The sequence below is a fragment of the Exiguobacterium sp. TNDT2 genome (genome assembly GCF_003331145.1).
Taxonomy (GTDB): domain Bacteria; phylum Bacillota; class Bacilli; order Exiguobacteriales; family Exiguobacteriaceae; genus Exiguobacterium.
Genome location: NZ_QLVE01000002.1, coordinates 1 through 17,510 on the forward strand (window position 1 = coordinate 1; position 17,510 = coordinate 17,510).

18 protein-coding genes and 1 pseudogene are annotated in these 17,510 nt (G+C 52.2%); 12 read left to right on the forward strand and 7 right to left on the reverse strand.

The annotated features are described in order from the left end of the window. Positions 1–76 precede the first annotated feature (76 nt). The 4 genes from DPV68_RS01630 to DPV68_RS01640 all read left to right on the forward strand — a co-directional run bounded on the left by DPV68_RS01630 (position 77) and on the right by DPV68_RS01640 (position 2,760). Positions 77–994, forward strand: coding sequence for a TerC family protein (locus tag DPV68_RS01630; RefSeq protein WP_114165112.1), 918 nt, complete (start codon positions 77–79; stop codon positions 992–994). 102 nt (positions 995–1,096) lie between these two features. Beyond that, positions 1,097–1,258, forward strand: coding sequence for a hypothetical protein (locus DPV68_RS14925; RefSeq protein ID WP_198662216.1), 162 nt, complete (start codon positions 1,097–1,099; stop codon positions 1,256–1,258). A 60-nt stretch (positions 1,259–1,318) separates the two neighbouring features. Next, positions 1,319–1,522: a hypothetical protein gene (locus tag DPV68_RS01635; protein ID WP_114165113.1), complete on the forward strand. Its 204-nt coding sequence runs from the start codon at positions 1,319–1,321 to the stop codon at positions 1,520–1,522. 131 nt (positions 1,523–1,653) lie between these two features. Beyond that, complete coding sequence (locus DPV68_RS01640; protein WP_114165114.1) at positions 1,654–2,760, forward strand: sensor histidine kinase; 1,107 nt, start codon at positions 1,654–1,656, stop codon at positions 2,758–2,760. 39 nt (positions 2,761–2,799) lie between these two features. On the opposite strand, the gene DPV68_RS01645 is transcribed toward DPV68_RS01640, so the two are convergent. Continuing rightward, positions 2,800–3,126 (reverse strand): winged helix-turn-helix transcriptional regulator, encoded by a 327-nt coding sequence (locus DPV68_RS01645; RefSeq protein WP_114165115.1) that lies wholly within the window; start codon positions 3,124–3,126, stop codon positions 2,800–2,802. A gap of 114 nt (positions 3,127–3,240) precedes the next feature. Between DPV68_RS01645 and DPV68_RS01650 the strand changes: the two genes are divergently transcribed. Continuing rightward, complete coding sequence (locus DPV68_RS01650; RefSeq protein ID WP_114165116.1) at positions 3,241–3,870, forward strand: NAD(P)-dependent oxidoreductase; 630 nt, start codon at positions 3,241–3,243, stop codon at positions 3,868–3,870. A gap of 14 nt (positions 3,871–3,884) precedes the next feature. On the opposite strand, the gene DPV68_RS01655 is transcribed toward DPV68_RS01650, so the two are convergent. After that, positions 3,885–4,388: a DUF305 domain-containing protein gene (locus DPV68_RS01655; RefSeq protein ID WP_114165117.1), complete on the reverse strand. Its 504-nt coding sequence runs from the start codon at positions 4,386–4,388 to the stop codon at positions 3,885–3,887. A gap of 175 nt (positions 4,389–4,563) precedes the next feature. Between DPV68_RS01655 and DPV68_RS01660 the strand changes: the two genes are divergently transcribed. The 3 genes from DPV68_RS01660 to DPV68_RS01670 all read left to right on the forward strand — a co-directional run bounded on the left by DPV68_RS01660 (position 4,564) and on the right by DPV68_RS01670 (position 8,148). Then, a complete protein-coding gene (locus DPV68_RS01660) occupies positions 4,564–6,006 on the forward strand; it encodes a UDP-N-acetylmuramoyl-L-alanyl-D-glutamate--2,6-diaminopimelate ligase (RefSeq protein WP_157964122.1) in 1,443 nt (480 codons plus the stop codon). Between the two features lie 73 nt (positions 6,007–6,079). Continuing rightward, entirely contained in the window at positions 6,080–6,757 is a 678-nt protein-coding gene (locus tag DPV68_RS01665) for a response regulator transcription factor (protein WP_198662217.1), read from the forward strand. Further along, positions 6,754–8,148, forward strand: coding sequence for a sensor histidine kinase (locus DPV68_RS01670; RefSeq protein WP_114165120.1), 1,395 nt, complete (start codon positions 6,754–6,756; stop codon positions 8,146–8,148). The genes DPV68_RS01665 and DPV68_RS01670 overlap by 4 nt, the downstream gene beginning before the upstream one ends. A 37-nt stretch (positions 8,149–8,185) precedes the next feature. Here the strand turns inward: DPV68_RS01670 and DPV68_RS01675 are convergent, their stop codons facing one another. Both DPV68_RS01675 and DPV68_RS01680 read right to left on the reverse strand, forming a co-directional pair. Then, positions 8,186–9,142: a F510_1955 family glycosylhydrolase gene (locus DPV68_RS01675; RefSeq protein ID WP_114165121.1), complete on the reverse strand. Its 957-nt coding sequence runs from the start codon at positions 9,140–9,142 to the stop codon at positions 8,186–8,188. Between the two features lie 60 nt (positions 9,143–9,202). Then, positions 9,203–11,131, reverse strand: coding sequence for a heavy metal translocating P-type ATPase (locus DPV68_RS01680; protein ID WP_114165365.1), 1,929 nt, complete (start codon positions 11,129–11,131; stop codon positions 9,203–9,205). Between the two features lie 211 nt (positions 11,132–11,342). On the opposite strand from DPV68_RS01680, the gene DPV68_RS14820 reads away from it, so the two are divergent. Further along, positions 11,343–11,480, forward strand: a complete 138-nt coding sequence (locus DPV68_RS14820; protein ID WP_157964123.1) for a hypothetical protein — start codon at positions 11,343–11,345, stop codon at positions 11,478–11,480. Between the two features lie 37 nt (positions 11,481–11,517). After that, on the forward strand, positions 11,518–12,099 hold the full coding sequence (locus DPV68_RS01685) for a YdhK family protein (RefSeq protein WP_114165122.1): 582 nt from the start codon (positions 11,518–11,520) through the stop codon (positions 12,097–12,099). A 66-nt stretch (positions 12,100–12,165) separates the two neighbouring features. Here the strand turns inward: DPV68_RS01685 and DPV68_RS15005 are convergent, their stop codons facing one another. Further along, complete coding sequence (locus DPV68_RS15005) at positions 12,166–12,999, reverse strand: ABC transporter ATP-binding protein (RefSeq protein WP_370447062.1); 834 nt, start codon at positions 12,997–12,999, stop codon at positions 12,166–12,168. Between the two features lie 18 nt (positions 13,000–13,017). After that, positions 13,018–13,809: pseudogene (locus tag DPV68_RS15010) on the reverse strand (ABC transporter transmembrane domain-containing protein); the annotation flags it as partial. Positions 13,810–14,259: 450 nt separating this feature from the next. Between DPV68_RS15010 and DPV68_RS01695 the strand changes: the two are divergent. Further along, positions 14,260–14,961, forward strand: coding sequence for a peptidoglycan DD-metalloendopeptidase family protein (locus tag DPV68_RS01695; RefSeq protein ID WP_370447058.1), 702 nt, complete (start codon positions 14,260–14,262; stop codon positions 14,959–14,961). 40 nt (positions 14,962–15,001) lie between these two features. On the opposite strand, the gene DPV68_RS01700 is transcribed toward DPV68_RS01695, so the two are convergent. Continuing rightward, positions 15,002–15,862 carry an SDR family oxidoreductase gene (locus DPV68_RS01700; protein WP_114165124.1) on the reverse strand — a complete coding sequence of 287 codons (861 nt, stop codon included), beginning with the start codon at positions 15,860–15,862 and terminating at the stop codon, positions 15,002–15,004. A gap of 277 nt (positions 15,863–16,139) precedes the next feature. On the opposite strand from DPV68_RS01700, the gene DPV68_RS01705 reads away from it, so the two are divergent. Further along, positions 16,140–17,213 carry a sensor histidine kinase gene (locus DPV68_RS01705; protein WP_114165125.1) on the forward strand — a complete coding sequence of 358 codons (1,074 nt, stop codon included), beginning with the start codon at positions 16,140–16,142 and terminating at the stop codon, positions 17,211–17,213. Positions 17,214–17,510: the final 297 nt, after the last annotated feature.

Genomic DNA, 17,510 nt, shown 5'->3' on the forward strand with positions numbered 1-17,510 from the left:
TTACTTGACTTTAAGTTCTTATGAACTTAAATTAATCATATAGAGTTCATGTGAACTTAAAAAGGAGGAATTGTTGTTGACCCTGCTCATCGCCTTTTTGGCACTCGTCATCTTCATGCTCGCACTTGACCTCGGGGTGTTCCACCGCAAGGCACACGAAGTCTCGCTCCGTGAGGCATGGATTTGGACGTTCGTCTGGATTGGGATTGCTCTCGCGTTCGGTGGATGGTTGTTTTACTCACAAGGTGGCACGGCCGCGACCGAATATGCGAGCGTCTACTTCATCGAGAAAGCACTCGCCATCGATAACGTGTTCGTCTTCTCGCTCGTATTCGCCTACTTCGCGATTCCGCTCAAGTATCAACACAAAGTATTATTCTGGGGCATTCTCGGAGCAATCTTCTTCCGGGCCGTCTTCATCGTTGCCGGGGTATCCCTGTTGGAGAATTTCGGTTGGGTCTACTACGTGTTCGGTGCCTTCCTCGTCTACACAGGTTGGATGATGTTCAAGAATATCGGCAAAGACGAGTCGCTCGAAGAGAACAAGACGATTCGTTGGCTCGAGCGCCGCTTGCCGATCACGCAAGACATCTCGTCTGGTAAGTTCACGAAACGTATCAACGGCAAACTGTTTTTCACACCGCTCTTCATCGCGCTCATCTTTATCGAAATTTCAGATATCGTCTTCGCCGTCGACTCGGTCGCGGCCAGTTTCGCCTACTCGCGTGACCCGTATATCATCTTCTATGCGAACATCATGGCGATTCTTGGACTCCGTAGCCTCTACTTCGTCCTTGCTAACTTGATTGACCGCTTCTACTACTTGAAGCACGGGCTCAGCTTCATGCTTGTCTTCATCGGGACGAAGATGATTTTCGGCGATGTGTACAAGATGCCGATTTGGATGTCGCTCGGGACAATTGTGCTCGTCATCTTAATTAGCGTCGTCTATAGTTTCTACAAAACGAAACCAAATCAACAGACGAACGTATAACAAAAGGGAGACGTGCTAGCCTCCCAGGTGTATCACTTCTCAATTGTGGGTAAACCTTTAGTCTAGCAAACACAGAAAAGGTGGTTATGCATGTTTGACCGTATGGGTGATGTGAGTATTGGACTCGTCTTCGGGATCGTGTTGATGCTTCTGTTCAACAGTCCATGGGGACTTGGCGTCGGCGTGATGTTAGGAATCTTTTTCCTCGTCGCACCGCGCTCGACAAACCGCCGTACTAGAAACTATATACCGCAGACAGACTAAACCGGGGCACATGCTTCGGTTTTTCTTCTGTATACTGGAGAAAACCCTTTAGGAGGAGCCATGAATTATTCAATGACGGAACTGACGGAGGCGAAGCGGCAAATCGATTCGATTCTCCAAAAACTGAACGAGACGGTGAGGACGCTCGAGGCGAAAGACTCCCCTGAGCGATACAAATCGCAGGTGACACTGGCGAAACGACGGATTGATGCCCTCACGTTAGCGTTATATCTGATCGAAGAGAAGCTTCACAAGGACTTGTGAGAAATTTGGTTCAAATTCAAGAATTTTGCACATTTTGCACATTGTCGCATAGGCAATGCATACACGTTGCTTTACAATTTCACTTGAAGGCGTTTTAGGAACGTTTCAGCAGAAGATAGGGGGCGACACCGATGACACACAACCTTGAACCGATTGCTTCGTCTTTTTTTGAAGCGCACGACGACACTCGACCTGATCCGACCGAGCGAGACTGGACGAAACCGGATGGATTTGTCCAATCCTTGCTCGACAAGTCGCAGGCGATGGTCTGCTTTTATGAACCCGCGACGAATACGTTCTTAATGAATGAGAATTTGGCTCGACGCTTCGAGGTTTCGAAATCAAGCACGCTCGAGTCTTTTCTCGCGCGATGCCGGCAAATAGAAGTCGTACCGCGTGAACAGTTTGAGGCTTTCTTCCGCTCGATTTGCTCATCTGAGCCGGTCTCGACGCTCGAATGCTCGTTCGATACACATCTTTTTCAAGTCGTCCCATACTTTATCAATAACCCGGACAGCGTGTTCCTCACATGGTACGACCATACCGAGACACTTGAGTTATCTTTACGGAAAGAAGTGTTCCTCGCCGAGTTGTCACACGAGATTCGCACACCGTTGACGGCCATCAAAGGATTCACCGAACTGTTATTGCATCAACCGCTCACGCGTGAGAAGCAAGCGAATATGTTACGGCTGATTCAACAAGAGACTGAACGGCTCGAGCGGCTCGCCGATCATTATTTGGATTTTCAACGCCATGATGCGGTCGTGCTGAACGGACACATGGACGACGTGTCCGTCTCCCACATGTTAGATGAAATTCTTGCGACATTTCACGCGACGACCGCAACCCATACCATTTCCATACAGATCGAGCCAGAAAACATGACCATCGTCGCTCATGCGGATCGGGTCAGACAATGTCTGCAAAATCTTATTCATAATGCGATCAAGTATTCACCGCAAGGCGGCAATGTGTCTATATCGGCGTTTGAAGAGGCACATGAGATAGTCATTCAAATCCGTGATGAAGGCATCGGCATCCCAGCAGACGCGTTGCCTAAATTGTTTGAACGTTACTATCGAGTCGAATCGGAGGCTCACCGTGCCATCAAAGGGACCGGGCTCGGACTTCAAATTTGTAAACAATGCATGGACGCCCACGGCGGGAGTATCCACGTTGAATCGGTCGCTGGCATCGGATCCACGTTCACCTTGCGTTTTCCACGACGCTTCTAAAAAAGAGAAGGATTTGGTCATGCGACCAAATCCTTCTCTTTATGAGCGAGCGGATGCTTGCGTCTGTCCGCTTCTTTCGTATTCCCACCGTGCCAACTGTTCTAAAATCGGATAAAGGGACTCCCCTTCCTCTGATAATCGATATTCGACCCGGGGCGGAATCTCTGAGTAGACGGTACGGATGATCAATCCGTCTTGTTCGAGCTCCCGCAACTGACGGGTCAATGTTCGCGGGGTCGCTTGCGGGAACAGGCGGCAGATTTCATTGAACCGCTTCACGCCGAGCGTGCCGAGCCGATGCAGAATCAACATCTTATATTTCCCGGAAACTTTTTGGACAATCGTTTCGACAGGACACGTTTCCATGGAACCACTCCTTCAGTATCTTTGAGGATAGTATACGTCAAATTTGTGCGTACTTGTATTCTTGTACATAAACAAGTACGCTAGAGATATCTACTAGACAAAGGAGTGAATGTGATGCATATCGCAGTATTCGGAGGCAGCGGACGGACGGGGCGTGAATTGATCACTCAGGCTCTCGCCCATGGTCATCATGTCAAAGCGCTAGTCAGAAGTCCGGAAAAACTTGATTTGACTCATGACCGGTTGACGATTGTGAAAGGAGACGCCGAAAACCGGGATGATGTTTTCCGGACCGTTGAAGGAACGGATGCGGTCCTGATGGCTCTCGGCCACACGAAGACATCGAACAAGGACGTATTGGAACAAGCGACATCCCATGTCGTTGCCGCCATGCATGCGTACAACGCGACACGCGTCGTCAATTTGACAGGTGCGACGGTCAAAGTACCGAAAGACGTCAAACAGAAACTCATCAGCCGGTTCGCCGAGACGCTCATGAAGACGTTCGCGGGCGATTTACTGCGCGACAGTTACATCCAAAAAGGGATTCTCGAGGCAAGCGGTCTCGAATGGACGATTGTCCGTGGCCCCTACTTATTAGAAGGACCTATGACCGGAACGTATCGGACCGGTTATTTCGCGTTTGACAAGCCGATGATTGACCGGGCCGACGTCGCCCATTTCATGTTGCGCGAACTTGAAGAGCGTCAATACGTGCACGAATATCCGCTAATCGGAAACTAACAGACGTGGCCGCATTATTCGGCCACGTCTGTTTTCGCTTCAGATTCCACGTTCGCTTTCGCTTCTTCCTCTTCTTTCTCCAACTCTTCAATCAATCGCTTCATCTCAGCGATTTCCCGTTCTTGCGCTTTGATGATCTCTTCTGACAACTGTTTCACGCGTGGGTCCTCGATCTCCGCCCGTTCGCTCGTCAAGATGGCGATCGAGTGGTGCGGGATCATCGCTTTCATCCAACTGACGTCATCGACCGTCGTCTGACTGCGGACGAGCCATAGCGAGAGTCCGAACACGAGCGCGCTCGCTCCCAAGATGACGGCGTTCAACTTCTTGTTCTTGTACATGCCCCACATGAACAGCAACATGACGAACGCCATGACCGAACCCATGATGAGCGCCATGTACAGACGCGTCTGACTGAAGAAGATGTGGTCGAATTGGAACACGTTCAAATACATGAGCCAATACATAAGAAACGTCGACACAAGAATCATCAAGCCGAATTTTGCGTAAGGTTTCATTTGTCTCTCCTGCCTTTCTATTCATTTGCTGCTATGTATTCCTTTGCCTATTCTTTTTTCGTTAAAACCCTATGGTCCATCTCGTCGAGCGAGCATGTCTATCATTTCACTTCTTTTTCACAAACAGGGGCTATACTATCAAAATGGACTTTGCCGACAAAGGAGAAATCAAGACGTGTTAAAAAACCTGCAAGACCTGTTGACAGAGCTGAAACAGCTCGTGACATGGACGTATTTAGATCACCCTGCCGAAACGATGATTGAGGGCATTTCCATCTCCTCAAAAGAAATTAAACAAAATTTTTTATTCGTCTGCATCTCGGGCTATCGCCATGACGGCCATGACTACGTGGACGAGGCGATCCATAACGGAGCGATCGCCATCATCGCCGAACGTCCGATCGAGGCCCGGGTGCCTGTCATCTATTGTAAAGATACGAAACTTGCTTTAGCTGAACTCGCCAGTGCGTTCTATGATTATCCGTCGACGCAACTGCGTCTGCATGGTGTCACCGGGACGAACGGAAAAACGACGACGACCGCGCTCGCGCATCAATTGTTCGACCGACTCGGCAGGTCAATCGGTTTGATCGGCACACTCGGTATCACGTATGCCGGTCAGACGTTCGAGACGCCGAACACGACACCCGATTCGTTGACGATCCACCGCCACCTCCACGCCATGGTCAAGGCCGGCGTGACGGATTGCCTAATTGAAGTCTCGTCCCAAGCCATCGCGGAGGGACGCATCTTCAGTCTCTCCTTCGACACGACCTCATTTCTCAATCTGTCGCACGACCATTTGGACTATCACGGTACGATGGAGACGTATGCGCACACGAAAGCTCAATTGTTCGCGCAATTGTCAGATTCGGGTTGCGGCATCTTCAACGGTGACGACCCGTATCATGCGCTCATGCGGTCCGTCGCACCCCCTCACGCGAGGCGGTTCATGTTCAGCCGCCATTCCTCCACAGCCGATTTATTCGGTCAGACGGAATATGACCGGCTTATCGTTCGTATGGACGGAGAGACGGCGTCATCTGCGCTCCCGTTCCAAGAAGGCTATAACCTTGATAACATGTTGTGTGCGATCAGTATCATCCATCAGTCGGGAATCCCCTTACAAAAAATTACCCCTCACCTCTCGAATTTGAGCTTACCGAGCGGTCGACTCGAGAAAGTGACGGGCATCTCGACACCAATCTATATCGACTACGGGCACACCCCGGATGCCATTGAAAAAGTCGTGACGTCACTCACGACCCGTCATTCTCGTGTGCTCGTGTTACTTAGCGCCGCCGGTGAACGGGACCGGATGAAACGTCGGATGATGACCGATGTGGTCGCTGTTTCAAGCGCCGACTTCATCTTGACGGTCCATGACCCGCGTCATGAAGATCCCCAGCAAATCCTTGACGACTTAGCGGATGGTCAGTCTGCCGAACTCGCCCGTTTTGACGAGCGCGAAGAAGCCATCCGTTTCTTCTGCGAGCGGATGGTAGACTATGACTGTGGGGTTCTGTTCGGAAAAGGACATGACCGTGTCGAGCGCATACAAGACGAGCTTGTGCCGTTCGACGAAGCCGGACTTGTCCGACGATTCTTTCGCCCTTGAACGACAAGGAGAACATAATCGGAGTCTCGAAATTGTTAGGAGTGATGAATCTATGAAGAAAGGGGGGCAACCGATGAACATCCTGATTGTCGATGACGAAGCAAAAATGAGGCGGCTCCTCCGTCTATTTCTCGAAGGGGACGGCTACACCTGCATCGAGGCCGCAGACGGACAAGAAGCGATGGAGCTGCTTTCTGAGCGTCCGGACTTGGTCATGTTAGACATCATGATGCCCGGTGTCGACGGAATCACATTGTGTCGCCAAATCAAAGCGCTCGACGCGGAACTTCCTGTCGTCTTATTAACGGCTCGCTCAGACAGCGAGACGACGATTCGTGGGTTGGACGCGGGAGCCGACGATTATGTCACGAAACCGTTCGAAGGAAATGTACTCCTAGCCCGAATTCGTGCGGTGTTGCGACGGAGCCGCGTCACGAATGTGAATTATGGACAATTGCGTTATGAAGAAACGAGCGGGCGCATCCTCTATCAAGAACAAGAAGTCGTCATGACGCCGAAAGCGACGGCCATCTTAAAGTTGTTTCTGCAACATCCGAACCGGTTGTACAACCGGATGGATTTATACGACTTGGTGTGGCCATATTCGTCCGAGTCGGATCCGCGAACGGTCGATGCTCATATCCGCATGATTCGCGACAAGCTCGGCGAGGCTGGCTTCCCGATCGACGATTATTTGAAGACGGTGTGGGGACGCGGTTATCGCTGGAGCGAGGAGCGGGCGGACTCATGACGTTTCGACGCAACAGCCTCCCGTTCCGGATCAGCCTGATTTTCTTATTGACGACGCTGTTGATTGAAGGCGTCTTGTTTTTATTGCTGTATCACACGCTCCTCGGTGAACGCGTCGTCGAAGAAATCGATCGGCTCGAGTCGCGGGCCGAGAGTCATGCGAGCGTACTCTCGATGAGCTTTGATGATGAGACGATTGGTCACGTCGCGACGATGGAAAGTGAGACCGACACGAAAGTCGCCATCACCGCTCCCGATCATTCGATGTTACAGACGTCCAATCGATTCCCCGATCCGCTCGCGACGCTCGTTCAAAATGAAGCGAGTCGCGAAGACGTGAATGAAACGATCGTTCTCGAAAATGACTGGGAGAACGAACCGTATCTCGCCGTGCTGGCCCCGATTGACGCCATGGAGAGCGCGACACGCTACGGGTACGTGTACATGTTTCTCCCGACTGAGATCATTCATGAGATCAGTCATCGCCTTCAACTCCGGTTTCTTTACATCACTGGGATTGCGCTCGTCATCACCGTTTTGACGTTCGTTTTGCTTAGCCGTTTGATTTCCAATCCGATTCAGCTGTTGCGCCGAGCGACCGAGGATGTGTTGACGAATCCTGAGACGTTGACGCTCCCGACGACTCGAGAGGATGAAATCGGGGAACTGGCCCGCTCGATTGAAGCGATGTCGCTCGAACTGGCTCGCCTCCGCAAAGAACGGAACCAATTTTTATCTGATCTCGCCCATGAGATTAAGACACCGCTCACGTATCTGCAAGGGTATGCCGAGATCGCGTCAAAACCGCAAACGCCAGAGCCTTTAAAAAAGCAGTCGATCCAAACCATTCTTGAGGAGAGCCAAGCGCTGACCGAACTCGTCGAGAACGCGTTCCAGCTCGCCCAATTGGACGAGAACACGTTCACGTTGCATCGTGAAACTGTGCCTGCAAGTGAGTTATGCGAAGATTTACGCAGAGTGCTCGATACGATGTTCCGGGTGACGCCAATCGCTTTCAAAGCTCGGACCGATTGCGGCGCGACAGACGTCGCCCTTCAGTTAGATCGAAGCCGGATTTTGCAAGTGTTCCGTTCCATCGCCCACAATGCGATTGAACACAGCGAGGCAGGCCACGTCCAATTCGATATGCAGCTTGCGGATGAGGCGCTTCACTTCAACATCCAAGACGACGGGAAAGGCATCCCACAAGAGGACCTGCCTCACATCTTTGACCGTCTGTATCGGGTCGAAAAATCACGTTCCCGTCGGACAGGAGGCAGCGGACTCGGACTCGCCATCGCCCATCAAATCATTCGTCTGCATGACGGTACGTTGACCGTCGCCTCCGACCAATCCGGGACGACGTTTACAATCACGCTTCCGCTCCACTAAAAATGGCCGGCCCCTGACTCAGGCGCCGGCCATTTTTTTAGTTTATCTTTCCTGCTTTCAACAGTTGCATCCATTGCTCGTCATCGAAGACGTACACACTGTTGTCCGATGTCCCCAGCAATAGCCGTCCTTCTTGTATGAACAGTTCAATTGGGACGCTTTCCGTGTTCATCGATGGCAACTCAACGGTCGTCTCCGTCTCCTCGGTCAAATCCGAGACCACAAGATCGAACGAGGTACCTGTTTTAGCGATATACGCCAGTTGTCCTTTTGCCGCGGCCATCGTGACGATGTTTCCTTGATCATTGAACGGCTCGAACGTATCTCCCCCGTCGTCTGAGACGAGGATGCCGTCCGGGCCATAGACGAAGACGCGTTCCGGTTCGCTTGCATCGGCCATGATACCGGCGATGCCACGACCGTCGATTCCGTCCATCTTCATCGGCTCAAACGAGACACCGCCGTCGAGCGAACGATAAAATCCTGGTGCGAGCTCTTTTGTCGCTTGTTCTAAATAGACGTAAATGCTTTCTGTTTCATAGCCTACGCTCATATAGTGAAAATCCGCCTCTCCTTCTAGCGAACGAATTTCGAGCGTCTCGCCTTTCTCGGTTCCACGAACGACGCCGAGCGGATTCTTATACGGCGAATCTTGCGCCGGGTGACCGCTCGCGTAAAAGCCGTCCGCGACGAGCTCGAAGCCCATATAGTCATGCCGGTTCGACGACAACTCGTACCAACCGTCTTCCCTAAATTCCATCAGTCCTGTATGCGTCGCGATGACCGGGCGGCCGTCTTGCCAAAAACCGGCACCGTGAATATGGGAAACTTCGGTGTCTGCTGCTGTCGCTTCCCAGCGGTCTGGCACCTGTTCCGTCGGCGCCTCATTTTTTTCCGTGACTGGTGCCGTCGTCTCGCTCGCTGGTTCCGTTCCCCCACACGAGGCAAGGAATACCGTCATCATGAGCGTCGATACGAGTAATGTTCGTTTCATTATAAAGTCCCTCCATCTTTAGCATCTTCCCCAGTATAGATACTAAATGTGAAGAACTTGTTAAAGCTTGAGCGTTCGGGCGTTGAGCGCGACGATGACCGTACTGAGACTCATGAGCACTGCACCGACGGCCGGAGACAAGATGATGCCAATCGGTGCCAACACACCTGCCGCGAGCGGGATGGCAACGATGTTGTAACCGGCGGCCCACCATAGATTCTGAATCATCTTGTTGTACGTGTTGCGAGACAAGTCGAGAATCGACAGCACGTCTTTCGGGTTGCTCCGGACGAGGACGATATCGGCCGTTTCGACGGCGACGTCGGTCCCGCTTCCGATGGCGATGCCGACGTCCGCTTGGGCCAAGGCCGGCGCATCATTGATGCCGTCCCCAACCATCGCCACTTTGCTGCCGTCGGCTTGGACGGTTTGCACTTGCCGGGATTTATCATCCGGCAATACTTCGGCGTAAACTTCCTTGATATGAAGTTGCGACGCGACCCAATCGGCCACTTTCCGGTTGTCCCCAGTCAGCATAATCGAGCGGACGCCCCGATCTTTCAAGGCACGGACCGTCTCTTTCGCTTCATCGCGGACCATGTCCGCCAAAGCGATCATACCGACCAAGTCCCCGTCGCGAATCGTGAAGACGACGGTTTTGCCGGCTGCGGATAACCGATTGAACGCCGCTTCGTCGATCGAGAGCTCGTGCTCCCGAATATAGCGGGGACTGACCACTTGGACGTGTGCTCCGTCCACGCGACCTTCCAGTCCGACGCCCGTGATCGAATCGAAATCGACGACTTCTGGCAACGTCAATTTGCGTGCTTCCGCTTCACGAAGAATGCCACGTGCGAGCGGATGTTGCGATGCCGTCTCGACCGCGGCGGCTAGACGCAACACGTCGTCGTTCGTATACGAAGATATGGCCTCAATGTCTGTCACCCCGAAGTCACCTTGTGTCAATGTGCCCGTCTTATCGAAAATGACCGCATCGAGATGACGCGCCTCTTCGAACTGGGTCCGGTTCCGAATCAACAGCCCGCGTTTCGCCGAAAGAGCCGTCGAGACCGCCACGACGAGCGGAGAGGCAAGACCGAGTGCATGTGGACATGAGATAACCATGACGGTAACCATCCGTTCGACGGCGATACTGACGGGATAACCGAGAGTGAGCCAAATGACGAACGTCAGCACACCCGCCCCGACGGCGACATAGAACAAAAGCTTGGCAGCCCGATTGGCCAGGTTCTGCGTTTTCGATTTGGATTCTTGCGCTTCTTTGACCAAGTTGATGACTTTCGACAAGTACGTACTCTCTCCCGTGCCCGTCGTCGCGATCGTCATGCTGCCTTCTTGGTTGATCGACCCGGCGATGACGACGTCCCCTGTCTCTTTCTCGACAGGCATCGATTCACCGGTCAACATCGACTCATCGACCGTCGTCCGCCCTTTCAGTAGCTCCCCGTCGACAGGAATCTGTTCGCCCGGCTTGACGAGAATCAAATCCCCGGCGGCGAGCGCCGAGACCGGAACGTCTTCGATGTCACTCCCGTTTATGCGGTGCGCCACACTCGGCAAGAGACGAACGAGTTGTTGCAGTGCATTCGAGGCGCCCATGATGGAACGCATCTCAATCCAGTGCCCGAGCAACATGATGACGATCAACGTCGCCAACTCCCAAAAGAAATCATGTCCATGCCCATACCCGAACACGATGGCGACACTATAGAAGTACGCGACGCTGATGGCGAGTCCAATCAGCATCATCATCCCCGGGTTTCGTTGACGCAATTCGTCGATGCTCCCTTTCAAAAACGGCCATCCTCCATAGACGTACACAATCGTCGCCAACACGAACAACATCTCTTTTTCATAAGGAAACGTGAGTTCGAACCCGGCCCACTCTTGAATCATATCCGACAAGATGAGAATCGGGATTGTCAGTCCGAACGAGACGAAAAATCGACGCTTATACTCTGCAATCATCTCTTCATGTCCGCCGGCATGCGAGTCATGCGCTTCTCCGTGTTCATGATGAGATGACGCGTGGTGTGGATGTTCCACGTTTGACCATCTCCTATGTATACCTTATACCCCTATGCAGTATATAAAAACTATTTTCTTGTTTAACAAATATTTCATAAGTTGATGGTATAACTAAATAAGTCCTCGCTTTACCAAGAAAGGATGATGCCTTATGAACCGCGTCATGAAATGGATTATCGGGATGGGTATCTTAAGTATCGTGATTGGACTGCTCCTTTTATTATTCACGTTCGCTCCTGGAGGCTGGATGATGGGAAACGAATCATTCAAGGGAAATCGGGACAATTGAAAGTAAACTAATCACACTTTATTTGGAGGGAATAGTAATGAAGGTAAACAAAAAACTTGGAATGATGACGATGGCACTCTCGCTCAGCGGTTTGCTCGTCGCCTGTGGCGAAGACGAAACGACGAATACCGATACGAATATGAGTGACCAGATGGAAGAGACGAAGGATGGGAACGACCATTCAGGGATGGATATGTCCGGGTCTGGGGACGTCCCCGAGGGCTTGAAGTCAGCGGAGAACCCGACGTTCGCGGTCGGTGACAAGGCCATCATCACAGAAGCCCATATGCCAGGTATGGAAGGGGCCGAAGCGACGATCGTCGGTGCCTACGATACAGTCGTATACAGCATTTCGTATGATCCAATGCATGGGGGTGAACGCGTCGAAGACCACAAATGGATTATCCATGAAGAGATTGAGGATGCACAGGACGACCCGTACATGGTCGGCGACGAGGTTGAAGTCAATGCCGAGCATATGAGCGGTATGGGCGGCACGACCGCTACTATCGATTCGGCCGAAGAGACAACCGTCTATATGGTCGACTTCTCGTTAGAGTCCGGTGAAGAAGTGACCAACCATAAATGGGTCACCGAGGAAGAATTGTCGGCACCTTGATCGATTTAATATTGATTTATCAAAAGAACTCGCCCGTATTTTCCGGACGAGTTCTTTTCCATTCCATTAGACGATTGCCACAGAGCGATAGAGATCGGCATAAGCGCCTGCACGCTTCATCAATTCACCATGCGGTCCTTCCTCGACGATGCGCCCATCTTTCATCACGAGGATGCGGCCGGCTGCTTGGATCGTCGAGAGACGATGCGCGATGACAAACGTCGTACGTCCTGTCGTCAACGTCTCGAGCGCGGCCTGAACGGCTCGTTCACTTTGTTGATCGAGTGCGCTCGTCGCCTCATCGAGGACGAGGATGGCTGGATTTTTAAGAAATGCGCGCGCGATGCTGATTCGTTGCTTTTGACCGCCTGACAATTTCACCCCGCGCGGGCCGACCTCAGTCGCATATCCTTTACGAAAAGCACGGATGAACTCATCAGCATTCGCTAAACGTGCCGCCGCCTCGATTTCTTCCTGACCCGCCTCACTGCCATAGCGGATGTTATCGAGAATTGTTCCGGAGAACAGATGAACGTCTTGTTGCACGACAGCAATTTGTCGCCTGAGGACATGGAGGTCGAGCACGTGCTGACTCACCCCGTCATACTTCAATTCACCTGCGCCCGGATGATAAAAGGCGGACAATAGCGAGGCGAGCGTCGTCTTTCCGACACCCGACGCACCGACGATGGCGACATATTCGCCTGGACGGACATCGACATGGACGTCTCGGAGCACAGGGCGCCCCGTCTCATATTGGAAGGCGACATGGTCGAACGTGACCGCGCCTTGAAGCGCGACGGGCTCACCGCCTCGTCGTTCCGGTGTCCAAGCGAGTGCTTCTTGGAACCGTTTGAAGCCGCTCATCCCTTCCTGATACTGCATGGTCATGAAGCCCATATTCCGGACCGGTTCAACCAAAAAGTTTAAATAGAGGATAAACGTCAACAAATCGGCCAAGTCGATGGAGCCACTTGTGATGCGTGCCGCCCCGATGACGATGACGAGCACGACGAGGATGCCGGTGCACCATTCGAGACCATTGTAGAACAACGCCTCTGAACGATACGTCCCTTCGCGGCTCTTTAAGAACCGCTCATTGTGCCGGCGAAACTTCAGCGCTTCCGCCTGTTCCATAACGAAAGACTTCACGACGCGGATGGCCGATAGACTCTCCTCGACTTGACTGTTCACATCGGCGATCCGCTCGCGGTTCTCGAGCAGGTTCTGTTGGAGCCGCTAATTGAAGTACAGGATCAGCCCGCCCATGATTGGGAGAAAGACGGCGATGACGAGCGTCAGTCGCCAGTCGATCCACGCTAAAATGGCGAGCGCCCCGCCGAATTTGATGCCGTGACGCAAGTAATCCTCCGGCCCATGATGCGCGAGTTCAGACACCATCAACAAGTCGTTCGTGATGCGCGACATCATGCCTCCGATCGGCTCACGATCATAGTGGGCGACCGGCAACTTCATGAAATGTTCGAACAGCTCTTGTCGCATATCTCGTTCCATCATCGCCCCCATCCGGTGCCCATGATAGTCGAGCACATAATACGACAACACTTGTACCGTCGTGACGAGTGCCATCACCATCCCAATACTGACCAGTGACCACGTCAGACCGTCCGCAATTAACTCTTTTGTCACGTAACGGACGAACAACGGAATCGAGAGCGCGCACAACGCCGAGACGGCCGTAAAAAGCATGACTTTCCAAAACAGTGACCGATACGGTCGATAATAAGAAATGAACGTGTTTAACAAATTGGTGAACCCCTTTATCGTGTGAGTCGGACAGACACGACGGGGCGGCCTGCATCATTTAGAACGAACGGGTCCCCCGTCGCTTACGTGAATGCATACAGTTTTTCATATGAAAACGCCTCCTTGATATATATGGGCTCAGTTTATCCGAAACGTTTCGGGCGAGCAATCGGAATCTTATTCGTTTGTTAACGCACGTACTGACTCATCTAGTAAAAGGCCTCTCGGGGAATCCATCCATAGAATATAAAATGTCGATATATTTTTTTGAAATATAAATGACATATTTAATTCTATTTTTTGATGGTAAAATTTTTTTGTAGATAAGTTATCATTGTTCTGTCGCCTTGTTACATAATTGAAAGGATTTACTATAAAATGAAAAAACAGCTCATGACGATTGCATTAGGCACCTTACTCGCTTCTGGCTTGACCATCCCCGCCACGACACCGGTAGAGGCAGCCGCCTCCTATAAAGTGAAAGTGACGACGAACACCTTGAACGTACGAACAGGCCCATCGACGTCTTACCAAAAAGTCGGCAGTGCCAAACTCGGCCAAACGTTCACGTATCTCGGCGCGACCGGTTCATGGACGAAAATCAATTATAACGGCAGCACGAAATACGTCTCGAGTACATATGTAAAAAAATATAGCAGCACGTCACTCCAAACGGCGACAGCGGCCAAGTTCATCATGCCGACGAAAGGCACATTGACGCAAGGCTATGGACCGGCGAGCGGCAAGTACGGGTACACGTTCCATAACGGCATCGACTTGGCGGCCGCTAAAGGCACATCGGTCCAGGCCGCCGCATCTGGCCAAGTTATCGTCGCCCGTAATTACGGGGCCTATGGCAACCATGTCATGATCTCACATATCATCAACGGACAAGCGTATACGAGTGTCTATGCCCATTTGGACCGCTTGAACGTCGTGAAAGGACAGACGATCGCCAAAGGCGCGAACGTCGGAACGGTCGGCAACACCGGCAACTCGTTCGGGAGCCACCTCCATTTCGAAATCCACAAAAACAAATACGTCTACAGCAGTTCGACGGCTGCCAATAGCGTCAATCCGTACACGTTATTCTAAACACCAAGCCCCTTCATCAATCGATGAAGGGGCTGTTTCCTTATCGCTGAAACGCTTCCAAGTGCTCGCTCGCGAACGCGGCAAACGTCCGCGGCGATTCACCGGTCAGTTGTTCGAAGTCATCGGTCACGGCTTTGGCCGTCCCGAGCCGTGTCATCAAATAAAGCGCCATCGTCACGTTCACGTATGCGGGTGCGAGTCCTCGCTCGTGTATATAATGCTGACGATACGCGAGCATGCTCGGATTGGCATAGGTGATGCGACGTCCCGTCAAGAGCGTCAACACGTTCGCGATGTCGACATAGTCGAGCGCCTCGGGGCCAGTGAGCGTATATGCCGTATGTTGATGTTCCTCCGTTTCGGATAAGACATGGGCGATGGCCTTCCCGATGTCTTCGGCGTCGATGAAACTGACTTTACTGTTACCAGCCGGAATCAAGATGCGGTCATCGTTTCGGATTTCTTCAGCATGGACACCGGTCACATTCTGCATGAAAAAGCCGGGACGAATATGCGCATAGGGCAGTCCAGCCGCTTCAATCATCTTTTCAATCTTGTAGTGCGGCGGGAACGGATTGCGTTCGACCCCCATGAGGGAGAGAAACGCGACGAGGCGAATCGAACGCTTTGCCATGGCGTCCACGAACGGTTGAAACACATCCGCGTCCCCGATTTGTGGCGGACGCATCAAAAAGACACGGTCGACACCATCGAGTGCCGCCTCGAACGTATCCGGATTCTCAAAATCGAGTTCGACCTGTCTTGTTTTCGGGAAGCGCTGTGTCAATTCATCGAGTCGACTGCCGGCCACGACGACCGTCTCGCCGCGCTTTGCTAAATATTTCACGACATACTGCCCTACGTTCCCGGTCGCGCCGGTCACTAAAATTGCTTGTCTCATGTCCTCACTCCTTTTCTCTATTGTCTTATAATCGTGAGACGCGTTGTCAGAACAATTTGTGTCAATCGCCCGCAACCGTCCCAAAACGACCATGTTTTTCAGTAGGTCTATTGAAGGTATAGGGAATTAGGCCGGAATATCGTATAATATACAAAACGACTGCATGTCCTTATTCTCTTCATTCATTTGTTGATCGAAAGGAGGTTCTCTGGTGCATCGAAAGTCATTCTATCCGGCACGACGGTCTCACGTAAGAACCGCAAGCAGGCGTTCCATCATGACGAAGCGATCACGCTCTCCTCACGCTTTCCCGATCGATTCGCTCGTCGAGGAAATGCAAGACGCCGTCTGCTATATCGACTTCACGCGGAGCCATCTGTACACCAACGAGCAGCTCCGTGCCATCTGCCCGTCTCTTGAGACGTACCGATTTCAAAGCATGGACGACTTGACCCGTTTCTTTACTAAGACGTTCGAACGGAACGGGGCGGACATGAACGAGGTGACGCTCTTTTGGGACGAGCTGTTGACGAACCGGTTCGATTGCTGCCCGAACATGGAGGCGAAGTCGCTCCGGATCGGCGAACGGACGATGCAGCTCATCTTCAACTTCACGCATACCCCGCGCGGCGTGTTCATCATGTGGCGGGACATCACCGACTCCATCCGGTTCGAGGAGCAGAAAGACGCCTTTCTCGCCGAGCTGTCCCACGAGTTCCGCTCCCCGCTCACAGCCATCAACGGGTACGCCGAACTGCTCATGTATCAGCATAACGACAACGAAAAGACGCATAGTATGTTGACGCTCGTCAAACGGGAAGCCGAGCGGCTCGAGCGGCTCGTCGACAACTTCCTCGATTACCAGCGCGTCAACTACTCCGAGGAGCTATTGTCACTGTCGACGTTTGCCTTGCGACCGGTGCTCGAGGACATCGTCGCCCATTACAAAGCGACGTCTCCCCAACACGACGTCATCTTAGCAGCCGACGACGTGACAATCGAGGCCGATCAAGAGAAGCTGTTGCAGCTGCTCCATAACTTAATTGGGAACGCGATCAAGTATTCCCCAGACGGCGGTAATGTATATATCGATTTAGTCGAAGAAGAAGAGCTGTACGTCTTGTCGGTTCGGGATATGGGGATCGGCATTCCGGACGAGTCGATGCCTTATATATTCGATGAATATTATCGGGTTGATTCGGATGCCCACCGCCCCATTAAAGGGACTGGCCTGGGACTTCGAATCTGTAAACGAATTGCCGAGGCACACGGATGGGGCATTCATGCGGAATCGGTTTACGGCGAAGGAACGAGTTTTTCGATTTACCTTCCCTGTTCCGCCTACATTTAATTGATCCTGTGGCGAGAACGGCGGCAAGAAGGGCCTGCACGTCCGGGAATGGACATGTGGCGCGCATCACGACCGTGACGTCAACGCGAGCCTCAACCTATTGCGGCTCGCCGACCGGAACACCTCAGGGCAGGGACTGTCCGACGAGCTTGGCCCATAACCGTGGCTACCAAAAGCACGGTCTTCCCAAGAAGCTCCCACTTCAGGTTGCGAAGCAAGCAAGTGGTGAGTAGTTCACTGTCCTGCTCACCGTTCTTTTCTCCCTCACATCCGTTGTCGAGACGTTTAGAAATGGGA